Consider the following 2,500-nt stretch of genomic DNA (forward strand, 5'->3'; position numbering starts at 1 on the left):
TCCGTCCCCTCAAATCCTGGCTGTATGATTTCATGCACCATCACTTCTCTTATTTTCACTCCATTTGCGACTAATTAATTAGGAATTGCTCTAGCGACGGTCGTTGTTTTTGCTTTTGGTGCCCCAAAGCATGGGAGGAGCCTGGCGTCCACTCACCATACCTTGGGATATGTTACCTCATTAGCGGCACGTCTGTTACCTTTAGCGCGGGACGTTGCAGAGAGGATTCGCCCTACCCGATGCGAGCCTTGTTTAATTTAAACAGATATTCGCGCCAGGGTGACAGTATAGGCGAGACTGAAGAGACCTCGGCAATGCCATCATCCCTGGCATCGTGAAAAAGCCCAGAGAGGTTGCGTAAAGCACGCAGCGGGCGAGTTGCTGTCCCAGTGAGGATTCCATGTTCTCAAAACAAGGCGAATAAACTCCTCGGGCGGAGGCGAGTTCTGGGGGTTGGCTGGATATACGGCGCCTCTATGAAGGTTGGCGTCCGAGCATGCGTCCGAGGGCGTTTTTAAATGCGCCAGGGGGCCTTTGGCAGAGGGAGAATTGCGTATTCAATAATCGGATACATCTTGAGATTGCGCTATCGGGGCGCTGCGAGAGCGGGGCAGTGTTCAAAAAAATTTCAGTCGCAATATGTTGTTTGTTAATAAGATGAAAAAGCATGGTGAAATTTATAAAAAAACTTCTTGAGCAAAAGGGCGTCGGGGCCATTGTCCGCACTCCCTTCAAACGGGGCGCGTCAAAAACGCCGCCGAAAAGGGAGGTTCTTTGAGAGTCCGGTTCTTCAGATCAAAAACTTTTTTAAAAGATTTTTTGAAAAAGGTATTGACGAAGCGAAAATAACCTGACTTGCTTTGAACCCTTTCCCCCTAAAAACGGGAAGCGCGCTGCAAAGCGCAAAAGCTCTTTGAAATTTACTTTGTGCGATTGATTGGGACCCCCAATCAACAACTTATACAAACATATGACATGTCGGTTTCACGACCGACATGGTCAGTAGTTCATGAATCACTAGGTTCAGAACTCTTTTCGGAGAGTTTGATCCTGGCTCAGAATGAACGCTGGCGGCGTGGTTAAGACATGCAAGTCGAACGGGACTTGTGGTGTAGCAATACATTGCAAGTTCAGTGGCGAACGGGTGCGTAACACGTAAACAATCTACCTTAAAGTGGGGAATAGCTCGTCGAAAGGCGAATTAATACCGCATGTGGTAGGCTCTCGCATGAGAGCTTCACTAAAGGCAGGGACCGCAAGGCCTGCCGCTTTAAGAGGAGTTTGCGGCCTATCAGCTTGTTGGCGAGGTAACGGCTCACCAAGGCTAAGACGGGTAGCTGGTCTGAGAGGACGATCAGCCACACTGGAACTGAGACACGGTCCAGACACCTACGGGTGGCAGCAGTTTCGAATCATTCACAATGGGCGAAAGCCTGATGGTGCGACGCCGCGTGAGGGACGAAGGCCTTCGGGTTGTAAACCTCTGTCACCGGGGAAGAAACGCTAAAAGTTAACAGCTTTTAGCCTGACTTAACCCGGAGAGGAAGCAGTGGCTAACTCTGTGCCAGCAGCCGCGGTAATACAGAGACTGCAAGCGTTATTCGGATTCACTGGGCGTAAAGGGTGCGCAGGCGGCCATGTGTGTCTGGTGTGAAATCTCGGGGCTTAACTCCGAAATTGCGCCGGAAACTACATGGCTAGAGTACTGGAGAGGGAAGCGGAATTCATGGTGTAGCAGTGAAATGCGTAGATATCATGAGGAACACCAATGGCGAAGGCAGCTTCCTGGACAGTTACTGACGCTCAGGCACGAAAGCGTGGGGAGCGAAAGGGATTAGATACCCCTGTAGTCCACGCCCTAAACGGTGCACACTAGGTCTTGGAGGATTCGACCCCTTCAGGGCCCAAGCTAACGCGTTAAGTGTGCCGCCTGAGGACTACGGCCGCAAGGCTAAAACTCAAAGGAATTGACGGGGGCCCGCACAAGCGGTGGAGTATGTGGCTTAATTCGATGCAACGCGAAGAACCTTACCTGGCCTTGACATGCTTTGGACCGGCGCTGAAAGGCGCCTTCTCTTCGGAGCCGGAGCACAGGTGCTGCATGGCTGTCGTCAGCTCGTGTCGTGAGATGTTGCGTTAAGTCGCGCAACGAGCGCAACCCCTGTCCTTAGTTGCCATCATTAAGTTGGGCACTCTAAGGAGACAAACCCTCTCTGAGGGTGGGAAGGTGGGGATGACGTCAAGTCAGGATGGCCCTTACGGCCAGGGCTGCACACGTACTACAATGCCCGGTACAGAGGGACGCAATGCCGCGAGGCAAAGCAAATCTCAAAAACCGGGCCCAGTTCAGATTGTAGTCTGCAACTCGACTACATGAAGTTGGAATCGCTAGTAATGGCGCATCAGCTACGGCGCCGTGAATACGTTCCCGGGCCTTGTACACACCGCCCGTCACATCATGAAAGCCGGTTTTGCCCGAAGTGCGTTTGCCAACCAGCAA

1 rRNA gene (cut by a window edge) is annotated in these 2,500 nt (G+C 51.9%); it reads left to right on the forward strand.

Features of this window, described 5'->3' with window-relative positions:
• Nucleotides 1-1,032: 1,032 nt before the first annotated feature.
• Nucleotides 1,033-2,500 (forward strand): 16S ribosomal RNA (locus tag M2103_RS13110); it runs 90 nt beyond the window's last position.

The sequence above is a fragment of the Ereboglobus sp. PH5-5 genome (genome assembly GCF_029504805.1).
Lineage (GTDB): Bacteria > Verrucomicrobiota > Verrucomicrobiia > Opitutales > Opitutaceae > Ereboglobus.